This window comes from Psychrobacter sp. 1044 (assembly GCF_904846525.1).
In the GTDB taxonomy this organism is placed as follows: Bacteria; Pseudomonadota; Gammaproteobacteria; order Pseudomonadales; family Moraxellaceae; genus Psychrobacter.
This window is the reverse complement of the sequence record NZ_CAJHAZ010000025.1, coordinates 1-20,128: the sequence shown is the minus strand read 5'-3', so window position 1 is coordinate 20,128 and position 20,128 is coordinate 1. Positions and strand designations below refer to the sequence as shown.

The window sequence follows — 20,128 nt, the reverse complement described above, 5'->3', positions numbered from 1 at the left end:
TCTATAAAAAAGGATGAAGGACATGCCAAACTCCCTCAGTATCGCAAAAGAGCGCATCAGCCAGATAAGCGATATTGCTACCAGTTATGTACAAAAAGACAAATCGTTATTTGATCATTTTATTCATAGCTACTATCAGCCATTGCACGCAGAGGCAGCTGAGACTATCAGTAATGCTGACCTAGCGGGCATGGCATTACATCATTTTACGTTGCTCCAAGCCTATGATGGCAGCAAGCCACAACTGAAGGTGCTGAACCCCAAAGCAGAAGAGCAGCATTTTCATAGCTCACATACGGTTATTCAAATTGTTGCCTATGACAGACCGTTTTTAGTCGATACGATTTTGATGAGTCTTGAGTCTGAAGGCATCGATGTTCATCGTACTTATAACATCATTGTCAGTGTTGCACGTGATGATAATGGTCATATTATTCATGTCGAAGGCGCACATGAAAGCGCGACCTCTCATTTGTCTTTGATTCATTGTGAAATTGCCTATCAAGATGATGAAGATCTGGCTGCATTACAGCAAATGTTATTGGCAAAAATTGATACGCTAGATACAGTCGTTGGCGATTGGAAGCAGATGCGTGCGCAGTTGACGGATATCAAAGCTGAGCTATCAAACAAACCACTGCCAGAAGTTTTTTACTCGCAGCAAGAGATACAAGCGTTTTTAGATTGGATATTAGACGATCATTTTATATTCTTAGGTTATCGCGAATACCGTTTGGAAGGCGGGCAGGCTGTCGAAGTGAATGCTGAACCTGCTGATTTAGATTTATTCGCCATTGGTAATAGCGGTCTTGGTCTATTACGCGGTGCCGAAGAAGATAAACTGTCAGAAAGTTTTAGCCAATTGCCAAAAGTATTAAAGCAACTATTGACTGAACCACGAGTGTTGATGTTGTCCAAATCAAGCCGTGTATCGCCTGTGCATCGTCCCGTATATATGGATTTTTTAGGTATTCATAAGTTTGATGATAGTGGTAAGCTGGTTGGTGAATATCGATTTATTGGTCTATTGACCTCACAAGCGTATCAACTAACGGTACAGCAAATTCCGCTATTACGTGACAAAGCCAATAAGATTATGGCGATGGCAGAATTGCCGCGTGACGGTCATGCACACCATAAAATGATGCATGTGATTAACACCTTGCCGCGTGACGACCTCTTTCAAGCCAGCGTCGAAGAGCTATATCCTATCGTTTCTGGTATCAGCCAGTTGCAAGATAAAAAGAGCCTGCGCCTATTCAGCCGTGTGGATCATTATCAACGTTTTGTCTCATGCTTGGTCTATATCCCGCGCGACAAGTTCAACACCGAGCTACGTATCAAAGTACAGAACGTCCTAAAAGAAGCCTACGGTGGCACATCATCAGGGTTTACCACAGAATTCAATGAATCAGCTCACGCACGTGTGCATGTCCATGTGCGTACAGTGCCAGGTCAAGTGAAAGACGTCGATACTGCTGCACTTGAAGCAAAACTATCTGCTTTAATGCAATCATGGAGCGACAGCTATCAAAAGATGCTGCTGGATAATGTGGGTGAGCAACAAGCCAATGCTTTAAACCGTCGCTTTTTGAATTATATCCCTGCCGCTTATCAAGAGCGTTTTGATGCCCGTACTGCGGTTGAAGACACCAAGCGTTTGGCTGTATTGACATCAGAACAGCCGATGATTTGGCATTTATACCAGTCAACGGGCGATGCAAGCAATCAATTACACCTAAAACTGTATGGTCGTGAGCAACCCGTTATTTTGTCTAAAGTCCTGCCAATCCTTGAAAACTTTGGTGTGTCTGTCATTTCAGCACAAACCTATGAGTTTGATTTGCCAGAGCAGCCCATTTGGATGCAAGAGTATGAACTAACACTGGAGCATGTCGATACTGTCAACATGCAAGTGGTGCGTGGTCAGTTTGAAGACAGTCTCAAGCAGATTTGGGCGGGACATGTCGAGAGCGACTCCTTTAACGAATTGGTATTGACGACCAACTTAGATACTTATGATGTGGTGGTACTACGAGCATTGTCACGCTATATGATGCAAGCGAAAGCACCATTCTCTAGTACGTATATTCAGCAAACGGTAGTAAAAAATAGCGACATTAGCGTGGCGCTCGGTAGTCTGTTTGATGCCCGTATGAACCCTAAGTACAGTGAAGATGAGCGCACAGAAAAAACCGCGCAGATTCAACAGAAAATCACGGCGGCATTGGCAGGTGTGGATAGCTTGGATGAAGACCGTATCTTACGTTGGTACTTAGATTTAATTAACGCCATGGTACGCACTAACTTCTATCAAACCGATAGCGATGGTCAGCGTAAAGATCGTTTATCGTTTAAGTTTTTGGCAGCAGATATTCCTAATCTACCAAAACCAAAACCGATGTTTGAGATATTCGTGTATTCGCCGCGTGTTGAAGCCGTGCATTTGCGCGGTGGTAAAGTGGCTCGTGGCGGTCTGCGTTGGTCGGATCGTATGGAAGATTTCCGCACCGAAGTACTTGGTTTGGTCAAAGCACAAATGGTCAAAAACGCCGTAATCGTTCCTGTTGGTTCAAAAGGCGGTTTTATCGTCAAAACCAAAACCATGGCAGATGGTCGCGACGCATTCCAAGCCGAAGGCATTGCTTGTTATCAAGCATTCCTACGCGGCATGCTCGATGTGACGGATAATATCGTTGATGGAAAAATTGTCCCGCCAGCCAACACCGTGCGTCATGATGAAGATGATCCGTACTTAGTGGTTGCGGCTGATAAAGGAACGGCCAGCTTCTCTGATATTGCCAATGCCTTGTCTGCTGAATATGATTTCTGGCTCGACGATGCCTTTGCTTCGGGAGGCTCGGTTGGTTACGATCACAAAGCCATGGGTATCACTGCACGCGGTGGTTGGGAGTCGGTTAAACGTCACTTCCGTATGCGCGGCATGGACATTCAGAACCGTGACAACTTTACCGTGGTTGGTATTGGCGATATGAGTGGTGACGTATTCGGCAATGGTATGCTGCTCTCAACCCATACCCAGCTGGTCGCTGCATTTAACCATCTACATATCTTTATTGATCCGAATCCAGATGCTGCTGCTTCACACGCAGAACGTGCCCGCTTATTTGACATGCCGCGTTCGACGTGGGATGACTATGAAAAGTCGCTTATTAGCCAAGGAGGTGGCGTTTTCTCCCGCCAAGATAAGAGCATCACGCTCAGTGCTGAGATGAAACAGCGTTTTGATATCGCTGAAGATAGCATGGCACCCAATGAGTTAATCAGTGCGTTGTTAAAATCGCCTGTTGACCTTATTTGGAATGGCGGTATCGGTACTTATGTGAAAAGCGTGAATGAGAGCCATGCTGATGTCGGCGACCGTGCCAATGACGCAGTACGAGTCAACGGCAATGAGCTACGTACGGCTATCGTTGGTGAAGGTGGTAACTTAGGCTTTACCCAGCAAGGGCGTATCGAATATGCACAAACAGGCGGTCGCATTTATACCGACGCTATCGATAACTCAGGCGGCGTAAACTGCTCAGATCATGAAGTCAATATCAAAATTCTACTTGGTAAAGTGGTCGAGCAAGGCGACATGACTTTAAAGCAGCGTAATGAGTTGCTTGAAAGCATGACTGATAGCGTGGCAGAGCTGGTATTGCGTCAAAATTACCTTCAACCACAAGCCATTGAGCTTAGCCACATTCGTGCGGCGGCTAACTTAAGCGATCATCAGCGTTTTATTCAGATGTTAGAAGGCGAAGGGCGTCTTGATCGGGCGATTGAATATCTGCCATCAGATGAAGAAATTGCCAAACGTCAAAAAGCAGATACTGGCTTGACCAACCCTGAGCTGGCAGTTGTCATGGCTTATGGCAAAATGTGGGTGTATGACAACTTGTTATCATCAGACTTGCCAGATGATGCGTACTTTATCAATGAGCTGCGCAAGTATTTCCCTGATGAGCTGGCGACGCGGTTTTTTGATGAGATGACTGAACATCGCTTACATCGTGAGATTATCAGCACCTATTTGACCAATAGTGTGGTCAATCGTTTGGGCATTGAAGCACTGTTCCGTCTTTATGAGGAAACAGATCAATCGCTGGCGACCATCGTACGTGGTTATGCGATTAGCCGTGATGTCTTCAATGTATCAAAAGCTTGGAACACGCTTGAAGCATTGGACAATCAAGTCGATGCTACATTACTGCTAACTCTTGAACTACGTCTACGTGACGCGCTTGAGCAAGGTGTGGTTTGGTTTATCAATGCCTTTGGTCAAGAATTACAAGTCGCTGACATGATCAGTCGCTTTAGCGATAGTGTTGAGAAATTAACCAAATCAGGCGGCTTTATTGAGCAACAATTTGCAGAATACTTGCAAGAAGATACTACTAGCCTGATGCAGAATGATCTGTCTAATAGTGATGCCGCGTTGTTTGCGATGCTGCCTTATCATGTTGATGCACTTGATGCCGCACTGCTCGCTGAGCAATATGAGCGTCCTGTTGATGAGATTGCAACGTTGTACTTTGATGCCTATCACGTCTTGCAGTTAGATTGGATGATGGACAACATCGCAACGTTACCACAGCAAGACTACTGGGATCGCCGCGCACGCCATGCGTTGATGAACGAGCTGTCACGTAGCCTACGTCTACTGATGGATGCCATATTATCTAAACCAGATGCAAAGCAAGCGTTTGGTGAATGGCGTTCACGTCACTTGGATCATCTGGAGTCTGTCACCACAGAGATGAGCAAGTTAGATAATCTGCATAGCAATGATGAAAATGGTCAAATTGGTCTTTCAACGTTGTCAGTATTGATGAGTGAGCTAAGCGGTTTGGTAACCAAGTAACTAAACTAAGCAACTAATCATTCAATAAACAACAAGATAAAGATCTTTTCAAAAAAACCACCGTTAATTAATAACGGTGGTTTTTTATTGTCTGGCTAAGCGTAATAAGCGTAAAAAGTAATCAACTGCGTGATGCACGCTCGACTCTTGATGACCGCTTTAACTTACGAGGCTTTTTCATTAGTAATATTGACCACTCGGCGACAGCCTTGACCACTGATTTGGCTAAAACCACCCGAGATTTTTTCAACCTTGATTTGAGTCAAGATGCGATCTTTTAACGCCTGTACGTGAGAGATAATACCAATAAGCTTACCTTCTTGCTGTAAGCTCGTTAAAGTATCGAGCGCAATATCAAGCGACTCTTCATCAAGCGTACCAAACCCTTCATCCAAAAACAGTGAATCCACGCGAATGTTGTGACTCGCCATCTGCGATAGCCCAAGGGCGAGCGCCAAGCTGATAATAAATCCTTCGCCGCCCGATAGATTTTTGGTACTGCGAATATCACCGCCTTGATAGTTATCAATCACATTAAGCTCAAGCGGATTACTGTCATCATGAATGAGCAAATAGCGGTCACTCATTTTTTGCAGTTGCGTATTGGCATGGCTAATCATGACCTCAAACGTTAATCCTTGCGCAAAGGTGCGATATTTTTTGCCATCAGCAGAACCAATTAACGTATGTAGCTGCTGCCAAACTTGTAGTTTTTGTTTTTGTTCATCGATTGCAATCAGCTGTGTCGCCTGTTGCCCTTTTTGACTGTCGTTATCCTTAAGCTTTTGGTCAATCGCACCGATTTTTTGACTTAACTCATCAATATCTATTTGTATTTGATGATGCTTGCCAGCAAGTGTTTCTCGGTCTTCATCTGTCATAGGTGTGGCAAGTTTTTGCTCTAATGCTTGCTGGGTACTATTTAAATGCAACTTAGCCTGTTGTAGGGCATTATCAATCGCTAGTTTACGTATATGTAATGCCTCACGCTCTTCTTTAGGCAGACGCGCACTCAAAAAATCTGCTTCATCGGCGAACTTTGACTCTGCGAGTAAGTTAGTAAAAATACTGTCCTGTGTATTTACGGTAGTAGTCGCCAACTGTCGCTCTTTGGCTAGCTGTTGCTCTCTGAGCTTTAATTGTTCTAAAGATTGCAGTACAGAATCTAGCTGTCTTTGCGCTATGATTTGTTTGGCTTTAGCCTCATCAGCAGCGCTGCGTAACTGGTTTTCTTCATAATCTGTATCTTTATCTGCGAATAGCGCTTTTCTATCTGTCTTTAATTTTTCGATATCCTCTGTTTTATTATCAATTAATGTCTCTAATTCTTTGAGTGCGGTCTCATCATTGGCGAGCTGTGCTTGCTTACTCTCAATATTCGCAGTCAGGCTGCTCAGAGTATTGGTGAGTTGCTGTTGGCGGCTACTTTGCTCATGGTGATATTGCTTTAATTGCTTCAAAGCATGACGTTGTGCCCGCAACTGGTCAATATGCTCATCATAATCTGCGCTTGCTAATACTGTTTGCTTATGAAGGCTTTCAATGAGCTGCTGCAGTGCGCCTTGAACGTCAGTCGCTTTGAGCGCTATCGTTAAATGATTCTCGTATTTAGCCGTTGGATACTTACTCACCAAAGATGAAATATCGGTCATCATGAGTATGAGTTCAGAAAAATTAGTGGCAATCTTATCTTCGACACTTTCAACTTTTTGAGCATTTAGCTTGATATCAGTCGTCAGATTATTAATGTCGCGACTAAGTAGCTGTTGCTGCTGTTCATCGGCTTCGATGGCAGTACTGAGCGTTGCAGCACTTTCAGCTAGGTTGTCATATTTGACGACTATCGTTTTAAGAGACTGTTTATGCTCAGTCAGTTTGTGTTTGATGATGCTTAATAAGGATAAACCGTGATCAATATGAATATCAGTATCGTTGTTAATCTGCGCCAGTGGATTGATAATTGCCACAGTCGATTTCGAATAACTATTTTCAGTGTTAAATAGCGAGGAAAGGTTAGACTGAATATCAGCGTGTAAAATTTTAGATTGCTGCTGCAAGGGCGCTAACTGCTGCTGTTGATTATTGATGGCTTCTTTTTTGGTGGCATGGTCGATATGATGTTTAGATAAAGCCTGCTCAAGATTATCAATAATAGTTTCTAATTCAGCTATGTGCTGCTGAGTTAATTGCGCCTTAGTCTGTTTTATTGTGGACGACTGTTTTTGATCGTCATTGGCGTCGGTATTATTATTTTTGGTACTAGGGTCTAATAACGGATGATGTTTACCATAAGGATGCTCATGCGCGCCGCAAAGCGGGCAGGGCGACCCATCCTCTAGCTCTACTATATAATCTTCAAGCTTAGCGACCTTTTGTAGTAGATGTAGATGCTCTTGCCTATCTTGCTTTTTGAGCTTAACCTCTTCAATATTTATCTTGTGACTGTCAATCAAACCTTCTAAAGTCTTAAGCTCTTGGTTCAGTGTGGGTAACGTTGCATTGATGTGTTGAGTTTGGTTGGTACGCTCAGACAGCTGCTGTAATTTAAAGCTGGCTTGCGCAATCTGGGTGCTGATTTGATCGATTTGCTCTTGCTCGCTACGCATATTAGCAATGGGCTGGTTTTGAATGAGTGTGGCTTGCTGCTGTTGTACGCTGACCAATTTCTCGCGTTTTTGCTTAATTAACAATTCATCTGCGGCTTGTTGCTTAGATAATTTATCGAAATCAGCTTGTAGCTGGCTTGATTGATTGTCATGCGCAAGCTTATCCGCCGCTGAGCTGACATTATCTTCTAGCAACACCACTAATCGGCTGCAGCTACTGTCAAAGGTCACCATATCTGTATCGAGGTCGTTTAGCTCTTGGTAATCGCGGAAGTATTTTTCTATACTGCTAAGCTGAGTTCTGACATCTTGCTCTGTTTGCTTTTGGTCAGCTATATCTTGACCTAATTGTTGAGTGTTACTAACTAATGCATCTTTACTTTTATTATCGCTAGCTAAAGAATAAGAGTGCTGTTTTATCTCAGTATCCAACTCACGCGTCTTTTTAATAATAGGCAAAGTAGCATGTAGGCTATCTGTGGCTTGCTTTTCAATGGTATTGATATTATTTAAATGGATTGAAGCTTGTGCCAGTACTTCTTGCTGAGTTGGAATCTTATTAAGTAAACCTTGCTGCTCAACCTCTAACTGTTTGACCAAATTTCGGTTGTAGCTCAGCTCTCGGAAGTGACTGTCAATCTCTAGAGCTTTATTAGCAATGTTTAAGCGCTGTGCTTCTGGCATAAAGGCTTGCTGCGCTTGTTGTGCCGCTGAAAAATCACTCTGATAGGTCGAGAGATTTTTCTGTAGCTGCTGAACGCTATCCAGCCACTGTAGCTGTTCACTTAGGGTTTTGAATGTTTGGCGCTGTGTGTTTTGCTGTTGGTTAAAGCGCTCTAAATCTGCTACCAGTAGCTTTTCGTCTTCAATACCTAATAACGACAAGCTATTCACGCCTGCCTGTAGTTTGCCAAGTACGTCTTCCTCAGAGCGTTTTTTTTCATGAACGTTTAGCGATATTTTGGCATAAATAGCAGTGCCCGTTATTTTCTCTAAAATCGCGGCTCTATCGCCAATATCAGACTTTAAAAACGCGGCAAAACTGCCCTGTGCTAGCATGATGGAGCGCGTAAATTGATTAAAATCCATGCCGATGAGGTTTTGTATATGGGCAGAAGTTTTGGACTTCTTCTCTTCTAAAATCTTGCCGGTCTGCACCTCACTAATCTCATGCTTAATTGGTAATAGGTTGCCCTTGGCTTTTTTGTGGGCACGATGTTGATACCAGTAGCATTGATAACGCTTGGAATCAATCTCGATAATGACTTCTGCTGAGCATTCACCTGTACCTTGGGTCATGATCTCGTTCGTTGAACCAGTGATATCGCCGAGTCTCGGCGTTTGGCTATAGAGTGCTAAACAAATCGCATCCAATATGGTCGTCTTGCCAGCCCCCGTTTGCCCAGTAATGGCAAAGATGCCTTCATTAAGAAAAGCGGGATCACTAAAATCAATGTGCCATTCGCCTTTTAAAGAATTCAAGTTTTTAAGTCGTAGTTCGATTAGGCGCATGATAGGGTCTTATTTTTATAGGTAGTAATAAAGAGGGTAATAATGATAAATGAAGCTGTTATTCTGGCTAGCTTCTATCAACAGCGTTGCTTGATTACATAATGCTATTCAGCCTGAGTATCTTCGTGACGTAAGTTATAAACGATTTGATCATAGGCGTCACGTAAGGATGATTTTTGCTCATCAGGAATATCATGAGCAATCAAGCAACGCTCGAATACTTCTTCCTCATTTAAATCTTGTAGCGTCTCAGAGATCTGTTGTTGATTTAGTACTTTATTATAGGTACGAGTGTTTTTGATTTTTAACACCTCGCACGGCAAATTATCTACCATCGTTTGGATGTGCTCACGTAACTCGCTGATAATCTCCTCACCCGTATAAATAATTTCGAGCCATACAGACTGTGTTGCGTCAAGAGATTGAATGACTTTATCTATAGCCTGATTAATGCACTCCAAATCACCTGAAACTTGCGCCAGTTGTTGAAACTTTGGAATAGGTAAGGAAATAACCTGCATCTGCTGTGATTCGTCATGATGTAATAGGTTGGAGGATGCAATAGAGTTATTTGTGGAATCATTACTCTGTATAGCGTCTATCTGATTAGAAATTGATTCTTCAAAAGCTTTTTGCGTATTCTCTTCGCTTTCTGCTGTGTTATCAAAACCAAATAAATCGTCCATAAAATCCGTCGCCTGACTGGCTGCTTTCTTAGCAGGTTTTTCAATCAGGGTAAGGGTAACGGTATTGGTCAGCTGAGGAATAATGCTTTCAACTATATTATCTGAGGCTGACTTTTGACTGCTAATGTCATTTGCTACTGCACCAAACTGTACCAGTAATACTTGTTTTTGCTGTTTTGCCTCACCAAATCCCATCGCGATTGGCGAGCCTGAATAGCGAATGCTCTCACGACCACCGACGCGTTGCGGTACGTGCAAATGCCCAAGCGCCACATAGTCAAAACTTTCATCGAACATGTCAGCAGAAATCTTACCGAGTGAGCCGACATAAAGCTCACGCACACCATCGTCTTCAGTAGTGGTGCCACCGGCTGCAAATAGATGCCCTGTAGCAATGATGGGAATGTGACGCTGGTTTGCTTCGATTAATTGAGCCTGTTTGGCTTTGGCAATGCTAGCCACTTCATCGTAATGAGCACGAATGCCTTTAATGACATTGGCATCTTTGCTATCAGCCGACTCGCCAGCACTACTGCTACGGACATCACGATCACGCAAATAGGGGACAGCCGCAATAATACAATGCGGGTTTCCATCTGTATCATCTAATACCAATACTTCATCGTTTAAGTCTTCACAAGCCGTACCGATAACATGGACGTTTAAAAACTTGAGTACATTGCTTGGTGCATCTAAAAATGTCGGGGAATCGTGGTTGCCTGCGACGATGACAATATGTTGACAGCATGATTTTGAAACTTTTCCTAAAAATTCATAATATAGCGCTTGAGCTCTATTGCTTGGGGTCATGGTGTCAAAGATATCACCAGCAACGATTAATATATCCACTTTCTGCAGGCTAATGGTGTCTTGTAGCCAACCTAAAAACGACTCAAATTCGTCATAACGCATTCGTCCATAAAGCCTACGCCCCAAATGCCAGTCGGAAGTATGGAGGATAGTGAGAGGTTTTGGCATGAATTTAGTATCGGCAGGTATGGACATAATTGAGCTTAAGGACATTTGATAGAAAGTATTCATTCTAGCAAAATTTTCTATGTTGAAGATGACTCTCTCAAGACATATATAAGATTTCGTCTATAGCTATAATTTCTTTAAAACTGCGTACAAAACCTATACGTCATAATTACTTGTTTTTAAAAGGAATTTATTTTATTGGCTCCGATAAGCGGTATGTAATGGTTGATAAACGTTTACTTTATCTCTAATATGCTGTCTGTTATTGAGTTGTATCGATAGTGAAAAATTATATATCCTAAAGCCTTTTAAAGGCTTACATGACATTCTTACTCTCACAAAACTAAAAAAGTGTTTCTATGAAAAAAGTCCTTAGTATTTTTGGTACACGTCCTGAAGCGATTAAAATGGCGCCTGTTGTTAAAGCTTTAGAAGCCAATCCTGATATTCAATCCATCGTTTGTGTGACTGCCCAACATCGTGAAATGCTAGATAAGGTGCTAGCTCTATTTGAGATAGTTCCCGACTATGATTTAGATATCATGAAAAGCAATCAGAGCCTGACCCAAGCTAGCTCTAGAATGCTAATGGCACTTGAGCCTATTTTACAAGAATGCAAGCCTGATTTAGTACTGGTACACGGCGATACATCGACCACACTATGCGGTGCACAAGCAGCATTTTACCAACAAATACCGATCGGACACGTTGAATCTGGGCTGCGTACCTATAGTCTTTATTCACCTTGGCCAGAAGAGGCTAACAGACAACTAACTAGTGTCATTACCAAGTTGCACTTCTCACCAACCAAAGCTGCCGCGCAAAATTTGTATGATGAGCATAACAACCCAGAATACATCTATGTTACTGGTAACACCGTTGTAGATGCCTTGTTAGATGTTAAAGATAAGTTAGAAAATAACGCATCACTACGATTGGAATTACAGCAGCAGTTTTCAGAATTGGACTTTAATAAACGTCGGGTCCTTATTACGGGTCACCGCCGTGAAAATTTTGGAGAAGGCTTTGAGTCTATCTGCCAAGCAATCAAAGATCTGGCTCAAAAGTATCCAGACTATGAGTTTGTTTATCCTGTTCATCTAAATCCTAATGTTAAAGAGCCTGTCAATCGCTTACTAAGCGGTCTTAATAATGTCAAACTTATTGCGCCACAGGATTATCTGCCTTTTGTCTATTTGATGAGTACCAGCCATATTATTCTCACGGATTCAGGTGGTATTCAAGAGGAAGCGCCATCGCTTGGTATTCCAGTATTAGTCATGCGTGAAACGACTGAACGCCAAGAAGCAGTCAAGGCAGGTACCGTTAAGCTAGTAGGTACTCACGGTCCTACCATCGTCGCTGAAGTTAGCAATCTGATTGAAAACGACGCTATTTATTTAAAAATGAGCCAAGCCCATAATCCTTATGGTGATGGTAAAGCCTCACAACGTATTGCTAAGACGATCGTTGAGTTCTTATACGAGCAAACTGCTAAAACTGAAGCGTTAAGCTAACTTAATATTAAATAGACGGGATTAAGATGAAAAATATTTGTGTGTTTGGTTTAGGATATATTGGTTTACCAACAGCTGCGATGTTCGCCCATCATGGTGCCAATGTCGTCGGTGTCGATGTCAATCAGCATGCGGTCGATACAATCAATCAAGGCAAGATTCATATCGTTGAGCCAGGTTTGGAAGCAATTGTTAAGCAAGCTGTGGATAACGGTAGACTCAAAGCCAGCCTAACACCAGTACACTCAGATGCTTATCTGATTGCCGTACCGACGCCGTTTAAGGGCGATGACCACACCCCTGATTTGTCTTATATTCATGCAGTTAGTAAAGCCTTGGCACCACTATTAGAAAAAGGCGATTTGGTCATCTTAGAATCGACCTCACCAGTAGGTGCAACAGAGCAGATGGTTGAGTGGCTTGCTGAGGCACGTCCTGACTTAACCTTTCCCAAGTATCATGAACCTGATAATGAAGCCGATATCTTTGTTGCTTATTGCCCTGAGCGCGTGTTACCTGGCAAGGTTGTAGAAGAACTGATCTCTAACGACCGCATCATCGGTGGTATGACTAAAGAGTCGACTAAAAAAGCGCAAGAAGTCTATCGTATCTTTGTAGAAGGCCAGTTGTTAGCAACCAACTCTCGTACGGCTGAGATGGCAAAGCTAACAGAAAATGCTTCTCGTGATGTTAGCATTGCCTTTGCTAATGAGTTATCTATTATCTCTGATAAGCTCGATATTAATGTTTGGGAGCTGATCGAACTGGCTAACCATCATCCACGTGTCAATATCCTACAGCCGGGTGCTGGGGTCGGTGGTCACTGTATCGCTGTTGATCCTTGGTTCATCGTTAATCAAAACCCTAACGAAGCTAAAATAATTCGAGCTGCTCGTGAAATCAATGATAGTAAGCCTGACTGGGTAATAGGTAAAATCAATGCTGAAATCGATAAGTTAAAAGCACAAGGTATTGAAAAGCCAACCGTGGCGTTATTAGGGTTGGCCTTTAAGCCAAATATTGATGATTTGCGTGAGAGCCCTGCAGTTAATATCGCTCAAAAAATGCTTGAAGCTGATAATGCAAATATCTTATTGGTTGAACCTAATATTAATCAACTACCTGAAAAGTTAGCAGCTGGTAATTTGGTATCGTTAGAAGAAGGTGTAAAGCAAGCTGATGTATTAGTAGTGTTGGTAGCTCATGATGAGTTCGCGGATAAATCCTTATTGGGTAATGCTCGTATTTTGAATGTAGTTAGTAATATTTAATTTCTCCTAAATTATAAAACTGATATTTTTTTAATTAGGTATAATTAGTTAAAAAATATCGTATTTGAGCTAATAGTTACATTTAGGCAAATGAGTTATGAAAAAATTTAAAAAATTATTTAAAAAAACTACAACAGCTAGTCGAACTGATTTAGTTATCAATAAGGATAATAGTATTGATGCTGATGAACTAGCAGCCTACATTCGACATCTAGAAACAGAAAATAGAGATCTGAAAGACACTACAACTGAGCATAATACTATCTCTTATAAGCTCGGTAAGACTATCATTGATACTTTAAACAGTAAGTCATCTAGCAAAGAGCTACCAGGTAAGCTACTAGATATCTATACTGAATCACGTAAAAGAAAAATCCCAAATCTAAAGGGTGCAGGGTTAGTAGATAAAGCGCTTATTCTTCTTAGTGATAAAGCGCTATTAAATAATTATCAATTAACTAGTGAAAGAGTAAATATTGTTAGTAAGTCGCAAGTTGTAAATACAGAGCAAAGCGATACTACTGCGCTTGCAACTATACTAAGTTCAATAAAAGCAGACGAATCTACATTAGAGAATAAAGAAAGTAAGAGTCTTCCAGATTCTCTTTTTCTTAATGAAGATATAAAACATGCTACTGAAAAGTTAATAGACAGTATTAACTTTAATTTAAAACATGAAGCTATTATTGATACGACTATCAATAATAATGATGTGACTGAGCTAACCCAAATAAAGGTATCAGCAGTAGGTGATACCTTAGAGCTTTCAGCCGCCGTACTTTACCGTTTAAAAACAGATGTTTTCTCTCGTAAAGCGATTGTTTTATTAGAGTTTTTAGATGCTACAGGTAATAAATTACAAGATGTTGATATAACAGGTGTAGGAGTGTCTGCAGCTTTTGGGCAGCATTTTCGCTACCTAAATAACAACTGTAACAATGTCGAAGAAAGTCTCAAAGACGTCATCAAAGTTGAAGTACCAAAGGGTATCACAAGTATAAGAATCTCCGTCGCTGGTATGGGCTTAAAAGATGATGAGCAAATAGATATCCGTTTAAAAGCTCGCTGCTATGACGAGCAAAGAGAAGAAAAATTAAAGTCTGAAGCTATTATTGATACGACTATCGAAGATAATGATGTGAATGAATTAACTCAAATTAAAGTGCAATCAGCAGGCGACACTTTAGAAATTGCGGCAGCCGTACTTTATCGTCTAAACAGTAATCTAAATTCTCGTAAAGCAGTTGTTTTACTGGATTTTTTAGACGTAACAGGTAATAAAGTAAAAGATGCATTGGTAGCTGGAATGGGAGTCTCTGCAGCTTTTGAGCAGCATTTTCGCTACTTAAATAATAACTGTACTGATATTAAAGATAGTCTTAAAAGTGTTGTTAAAATTAAAGCACCAGAGGGTATTGCAAGTATAAGAATCTCTATCGCTGGTATGGGCTTAAAAGATGATGAGCAAATAGATATCCGTTTAAAAGCTCGCTGCTATGACGAGCAAAGAGAAGAAAAAAGCAATCTTCAAGAACTGCTGTCTAAGCCTTTACCTAATCCTATTGTCTCTGATCCGAATAGTAAGCGTTTCACCTCAGATCTCAATATTGCCTGTGTGTTAGATGAATTTACAACAGAGTGTCTTTCCTATGAGGTAAATCTTATTAAGGTTACTCAGGAAGATTGGCAGTCTCAGATGAAAAACAATGTTATTGATTTTCTTTTAGTAGAAAGTTGCTGGCGTGGTAATGATGGCAACTGGGGTACACTGACAAAAGGAAGTAGCGGTGGGAGAAAGCTCAGTCCATTGCTACAGTACTGCAAGAAAAACAATATCCCGACTGTTTTTTGGAACAAAGAGGATCCACCACATTATGATAAATTTGGCGCAATTGCTCGGTTATTTGATATAGCAATTACTACAGATATAAACATGGTTGAGCGATATAAAGCAGACTTCGGCATTGTTGTTTATCCGCTTTCATTTGCTGCTCAACCTAAAATTCATAATCCTGCTTTTATTATTCCAAAATTAGGTAAAGCTGTGTTTGCAGGTTCCTACTATGGCGATAAGCCTAAACGTTGTCTTGATTTTAACCATGTTATGTCAGAAGTTGAAAAGGCTGGTATAGCTTATGATATTTTTGATAGAAACCATCAAAGAGATATAGAGAAATTTACTTTTCCTGAGCGTTATCAATACAATATAGTTGGTAATTTACCACCTGAAGATATCTGGAAAGTACATAAAGGTTATAAATACCAAGTAAATATGAATTCAGTCCAAGACTCGTCTACCATGTTCGCGCGTCGAGTTTATGAATCGCTAGCTTCAGGAACTCCTATCATTAGTAATGACTCAAAAGGTATGCGAGAGCTGTTTGGGGATTTAGTGATTATGCCAAATGAGCATTTAAGTGTTTCAGAGCAACTTATACAACTTGAGGCTTCACCCAGCATATATAACGAAATAGCTCGGGCAGGTGTTAGAAGGGTCATGCGCGAACATACCTATGGTCATCGTATTCAGCAAATCTGTAAGTTATTGAATATAGAGATTGAGGTTACCGTACCAAAGGCCACACTGGCTATAACGGTAAGCAGTGAAGCTGATATAACCTATGCTAAAAAAATATTTTCTGCACAAACTGCTATTGCCAAACAGCTATTTATAGAACTAGAGAATTTCGATACCGCCTATAAATACTTAAATCAGTCTGACAATACTGTTTCTTATGCCATGAAGCTAGGTCATGCTTTTTATAACGATGAGAATCAATATTACGGTAGCGACAAGGTACTAAAATGTAATGTAAATGACGCAATTATTGATACAGCATTAGAAGACTTTGTTTATTGGGGTAATATATAAATGACTAAAAAAATCCTTATCGTCTCATGGCATTTCCCCCCTTATAAAAGCTCATCAGCATTCAATTTGTTTAAACGCCTAAAAGATACAGGTTATGAATATGATGTGTTACAAATCGGACGAGCTGATAAGCCAGATAATGAAGCCATGTTTCGTTTTGCCTCTAGCTGTTTCAACCGCTATGAAATTGACATGGCTTCAGAAAACGCTCGTGATCCAGCAGCTCGTGTTCATTATATTAATAAAGTTCTTGAATTTTATCAGGCGTTAAAACAAAAAAATCATTATTTGGCAATGATTTCTCATTCTCATGAAATAGCGTCACATATGGCAGCAATGGCTATAAAAAAACGCAGCCCAGAATTACGCTGGCTCGCTTCATTCGGTGATCCGATAGCTGCCAATCCATTTAATGACTCTTATCAGTTTCCAATGCTGAAAGAGGATAGTCAAACTGAAGCACAGGTATTACAGCAAGCTGACCGTATTATCGTAACCAATCGTTATCAGCAAGACTTGGTAGTTGCGACACAGACTCAGCAACTTGATGAAGAAAAGTTCTTTGTATTACCGCATTGTTTTGATGAACGTATGTATCCTGATTCATATGATCAAAAAAGTAATGAAAATAGATTAGATAAAGTGTTCCGTTTTATGCATGTCGGCATGCTGTACAAATTTAAACGTACAGCTGAACCGTTCATGTTAGGCGCACAGCGACTATTACAAAAACACCCTGAACTACGAGGACAGTTTGTCTTGGAGTTTTATGGTGCTAATGATCGCTATATACAAGCCGCTGCTGACTACGGATTAGCTGATACAGTGAGCTTTAAAGGAACGGTAAGTTATTTAGATAGCCTGAAAATCATGAGTGAAGCGGACTGTCTACTGTTACGTGATGCTGATTTTAGTGACCAAGGTATTAAGAACACACCTTTTTATCCCGGTAAACTGGCTGATTATATGGGTGCAAAAAAACCTATTTTGGCAGTGACCATGGCGCATGGCTGTGTGCCTGATATGTTAGCCAAAATAGGCGGTGCCTCATTAACTGAAACTGATATCGACTGTATTGCGGATGCTATGTATGATGCGATGCAAGGATACTTATCAGTCAATGATAGTGAGATAGAGCGTTATTCGCATATTAATACAGCTAAGCTAGCAAAAGAGGCATTGACCTTTGCACAAGATAAAAAGAAAGTTCTCATAGCAGGTCATGATTTAAAGTTCGCTAAATTTATAATGGAGAAAATCGAGGAAGATGATAATTTAGAGTTGTTAGTAGACCAATGGCAAGGACACGATAAGCACGATGAAGCCAAGAGTTTTGAGCTGTTGGATCAGGCGGACACTATCTTTTGTGAGTGGGGGCTTGGCAATGCAGTTTGGTATTCTAAACACAAGAAATTGGGACAACGACTCGTCACTCGTATGCATCTTCAAGAAATAACAACACGTCATCCAGAGAAGTTCACACATCAAAATATTGATGCGTACATTATGGTATCACCCTATTGGCTAGAACAGTTTGCGCATGATTTTTCGTTAGAAAGACAGAAATGCAAGATGGTTTATAATCTTGTTGATACTGAATTGTTAAATAAGCCTAAAACCTCTGAAGCAAGATTTAATTTAGGTATGATTGGTGATGTGCCTCAGCGTAAACGCTTAGACCGAGCGCTTGATATTTTTGAGAAGCTTTATCAAAAAGACAAGCGTTACAAATTATTTGTTAAAGGTAAACGCCCTGAAGAATACCCATGGATGCATTCTAAAGCTAAGGCTGAGGAGATGAGTTATTACCAGCAGCAATATCAACGTATACAAGATAATGGATGGCAGGACAATGTTATTTTTGAAGGCCATGGTCCAATCGACCTTTGGCTACAAAAAATTGGTTATATACTATCAGTAAGTGAGTTTGAAAGCTTCCATTTAGCACCAGCTGAAGGAATGGCGAGTGGCGCTGTTCCTATAATATATAACTGGGATGGTAGTAAAACTATCTATGACAAAAAATTTATAGTTAATTCAAGCGATAAAGCTACCAATATTATAGAAGAAAGTAAGAAAAATATAAACTCTCTTTCTGATGAAGTAAAAAGTTATTCAAAAGAAAGATTTTCAAGTATAGAAAACTCTAAAAATATTACAGAGATCATTATTAATGAATGACTATAGAAAACTGCAGTATTATTCGAATCTAGGAAAAGATACTGGTAAAAAACTTTGGGATGGTAATTCCTTTACTTTCTATAATAAAGACGCTGTAAGTTCAAAAATTCCAGTTGATTGGGATCAAGATCCTTATAAATACAGAAGCTGGATGTTACGATTATCTGGATTTGAATGGATAGATGTACTTATATCTAAATTCAAGTTTTTTAAGGATTCTAAAGCAATCGTTGATGCTATTGAGTTTTTTAAAGACTGGGACAAATATTATGCAAACAAAGAAAACTCTAATTCGTTTGCATGGCATGATCATGCTGTATCACTTCGTACTCACAGGTTATCAGTAATTATTAAAGCGTTTAAAGATGTTGAGCACTTTGATTCTGATGTTAATATATGGTTACTAGGTCTACTAGATAAACATTTTGACTATTTAATATCTGAAAGTAAGTTTCAAAGAAATAACCATGGAATTTTTCAAACTCAAGCGTTAGCAGCGATTATATTCTTATTTCCAGAAAGATATGATGTTAAATCTACTCGTGCAATAATATATACTCGCTTAGAGTTTCTATGGAGTTTGCAGTTTGGAGAAGATTTAGTTCATAAAGAAAATAGCCCCATGTACCACAAAAGAATACTAAAATATTTTGAAGATATAGCTTCATCTGAAGAGTTTCAAGAAACCACTCTTCCATATACTCAAAAAGATTTATTAACAGCTAATATAAATTACGATTTTTTGTTTCATCCAAGCGGATATATAGCTTTATTAGGTGATACTAATTTAATAAGTCTTAAAAGTAAATTGAGATGGCAAGGAGTTAAAGACTTCCCAGAAGCTGGGTATCTTATATTTTCAAAACTAGATATTAAAAAAGAGGATTCATATCTTATTATACGTTCTGGTTTTCCAGATCGAACACACAGACACGCAGATGATTTTTCTTTTGAATATTCAGAAAAAGGTCAGCTAATATTTTCTGATTCTGGACGATTTTCTTATAACTATAACGACCCAATGAGAATTTATCTAACATCTACAGCTGCTCACAATACAGTTGAGATTGATGGAATAACACTCCCTTGGTGGGGTAGTTTTTCTCAAAAAGACTTGTATAGTGATGCTGTTGTTAAATATGAATTTAGAAAAGATGGATATGCTTGTAAATTACAAAAAGATTTTGAGTCTATTGGTGTCAATTTCTCAAGATACATAAATAGAAAGTTGTTTGGTAATGGAACTATTCAGTTTTCTGTAATAGATAATGTAGTTATGACAGAAGCAAGAGCTTTGAGACAGTGGTTTCACTTCCCACCTGGTTTCTCTATAATAGATTCAGATGACAACCATATAAGTCTAACTAATGGTAATTTATATATTTCAGCAGAAGTTGAGAACTTTGATATTAACCATTATCGTGGAAGCAATAAGCCTCTAGTAGGTTGGATAAGCTATAAAGAAGGTGTAGTAGAAGATAGAATTTCAGTTTCTATATCTCCAAAAACTAAAGATAAAACCTCGTTAATAGAAACTAAATGGATAATAACCAGTGAAAATTAAGAATAATAACTTTATATCTTTTGAAAATAAATGTTAGGAAATAAATATTAGTCTATAGGATAATAATTAGT

At 40.0% G+C, this 20,128-nt stretch carries 8 protein-coding genes; 6 read left to right on the top strand and 2 right to left on the bottom strand.

Translation table 11 applies throughout. From position 1 onward, the window contains the following. Positions 1 to 22 precede the first annotated feature (22 nt). The gene (locus tag JMX82_RS12960; protein WP_201540849.1) at positions 23 to 4,870 is read left to right on the top strand and encodes an NAD-glutamate dehydrogenase; all 4,848 of its coding nucleotides are present in this window, start codon (positions 23 to 25) and stop codon (positions 4,868 to 4,870) included. 164 nt (positions 4,871 to 5,034) lie between these two features. Here JMX82_RS12960 and JMX82_RS12955 read toward each other — a convergent pair whose 3' ends face one another. Both JMX82_RS12955 and JMX82_RS12950 read right to left on the bottom strand, forming a co-directional pair. Next, a complete protein-coding gene (locus JMX82_RS12955; RefSeq protein WP_201540848.1) occupies positions 5,035 to 8,988 on the bottom strand; it encodes an AAA family ATPase in 3,954 nt (1,317 codons plus the stop codon). A gap of 104 nt (positions 8,989 to 9,092) precedes the next feature. Continuing rightward, the gene (locus tag JMX82_RS12950) at positions 9,093 to 10,679 is read right to left on the bottom strand and encodes an exonuclease SbcCD subunit D C-terminal domain-containing protein (protein ID WP_227676787.1); all 1,587 of its coding nucleotides are present in this window, start codon (positions 10,677 to 10,679) and stop codon (positions 9,093 to 9,095) included. Between the two features lie 332 nt (positions 10,680 to 11,011). On the opposite strand from JMX82_RS12950, the gene wecB reads away from it, so the two are divergent. The 5 genes from wecB (at position 11,012) to JMX82_RS12925 (ending at position 20,057) form a co-directional block, all read left to right on the top strand. Then, positions 11,012 to 12,169, top strand: coding sequence for a non-hydrolyzing UDP-N-acetylglucosamine 2-epimerase (gene wecB, locus JMX82_RS12945; protein WP_201540846.1), 1,158 nt, complete (start codon positions 11,012 to 11,014; stop codon positions 12,167 to 12,169). Between the two features lie 26 nt (positions 12,170 to 12,195). After that, the gene (wecC, locus tag JMX82_RS12940; protein WP_201540845.1) at positions 12,196 to 13,440 is read left to right on the top strand and encodes a UDP-N-acetyl-D-mannosamine dehydrogenase; all 1,245 of its coding nucleotides are present in this window, start codon (positions 12,196 to 12,198) and stop codon (positions 13,438 to 13,440) included. A 97-nt stretch (positions 13,441 to 13,537) separates the two neighbouring features. Further along, positions 13,538 to 16,312, top strand: coding sequence for a glycosyltransferase (locus JMX82_RS12935; protein ID WP_201540844.1), 2,775 nt, complete (start codon positions 13,538 to 13,540; stop codon positions 16,310 to 16,312). Then, positions 16,313 to 18,493, top strand: a complete 2,181-nt coding sequence (locus JMX82_RS12930) for a glycosyltransferase (RefSeq protein WP_201540843.1) — start codon at positions 16,313 to 16,315, stop codon at positions 18,491 to 18,493. Then, positions 18,486 to 20,057 carry a heparinase II/III family protein gene (locus tag JMX82_RS12925; RefSeq protein WP_201540842.1) on the top strand — a complete coding sequence of 524 codons (1,572 nt, stop codon included), beginning with the start codon at positions 18,486 to 18,488 and terminating at the stop codon, positions 20,055 to 20,057. Before JMX82_RS12930 ends, JMX82_RS12925 begins: the two co-directional genes overlap by 8 nt. The last annotated feature ends 71 nt before the right edge of the window (positions 20,058 to 20,128 follow it).